Annotated in this window: 1 protein-coding gene; it reads left to right on the top strand. The window is 53.8% G+C overall.

Annotation, left to right across the window (positions count from 1 at the left end; genetic code table 11):
• The first annotated feature begins 63 nt into the window (after positions 1–63).
• A protein-coding gene (locus BM395_RS23080; protein WP_090515970.1) for an IS3 family transposase occupies positions 64–1,226 on the top strand; the annotation gives its coding sequence in 2 pieces (ribosomal slippage) (positions 64–319 and positions 319–1,226; 1,164 coding nt in all).
• Positions 1,227–1,234: the final 8 nt, after the last annotated feature.

Raw genomic sequence — 1,234 nt, 5'->3', positions numbered from 1 at the left:
GTAGTGGTCTAATGAAACCGGACACTCATTTAGGCGAGAATACTCGCCAGAACGAGGTGTCATATGACCAAGCAACGCCGTACCTTTTCCCCTGAGTTCAAACGCGAGGCTGCTGACCTCGTGCTCAGTCAAAACTACAGCTTCATCGAGGCCAGTCGCTCACTGGGTATTGGTGAGACGGCTCTGCGTCGTTGGGTCGATCAGCTCCAGCAAGAGCGAACAGGCTTGACACCTAAAAGTAAGGCGCTGACTCCGGAGCAGCAAAAAATCCAAGAGTTGGAAGCTCGGATTGCTCGGCTCGAGCGAGAGAAATCGATATTAAAAAAGGCTACCGCGCTCTTGATGTCGGAAGATCTCGAGCGTTCGCGCTGATCCATCAGCTAAGCGCCCATGAACCTGTTGATTGTTTGTGCGAGGTGTTCGAAATCACCCGTTCGACTTACTACGCCCACCGCCTCAGGAGGCGTTCTCCAGGTGTTGAGAGAATTCGATTACGCAGTCGAGTCAACGAACTGTTCACCCAGAGTCGAAGCGCTGCTGGCAGCCGCAGTATCGTGTCGATTATGCAGGAAGATGGTGAGCAAATCGGGCGCTTTAAGGTGCGTGGCTTGATGCGAGAGCTGGGGTTGATCAGCAAGCAGCCGGGCTCGCATGCCTACAAAAAAGCAACGATTGAGCGACCTGACATTCCCAATACACTGAATCGGGAGTTCAACGTTCCCGAGCCAAACAAAGTTTGGTGCGGTGACATTACCTACATCTGGGCGCAAGGAAAATGGCACTACCTGGCCGTGGTTATGGATCTCTATGCTCGCCGGATAGTGGGCTGGGCGTTGTCAGGAAGCCCGGATGCTGACTTGGTCACCAGAGCGCTGGAGATGGCCTATGAGCAACGCGGGAGACCTCAAGGGCTGCTGTTTCATTCGGATCAGGGGTCGCAATATGGAAGTCGTCACTTCCGTCAGCGCCTGTGGCGGTACCGCATCAGCCAGAGCATGAGTCGTCGGGGCAATTGCTACGATAACTCGCCGATGGAGCGTGTATTTCGAAGCTTGAAAACCGAGTGGATACCTTCAATGGGTTATATGTCGGTTCAGCAGGCGCAACGGGACATCAGCCATTATTTGATGCATCGCTACAACTGGATACGGCCTCATTCATTCAATGGCGGGCTAGCGCCCGCTCAGGCCGAGCAGAAACTTAACGTCGTGTCCGGGATTAGTTGACCACTACA

This window comes from Pseudomonas marincola, from assembly GCF_900116605.1.
GTDB lineage: Bacteria > Pseudomonadota > Gammaproteobacteria > Pseudomonadales > Pseudomonadaceae > Aquipseudomonas > Aquipseudomonas marincola.
This window is presented reverse-complemented; position numbering and strand designations above follow the sequence as displayed.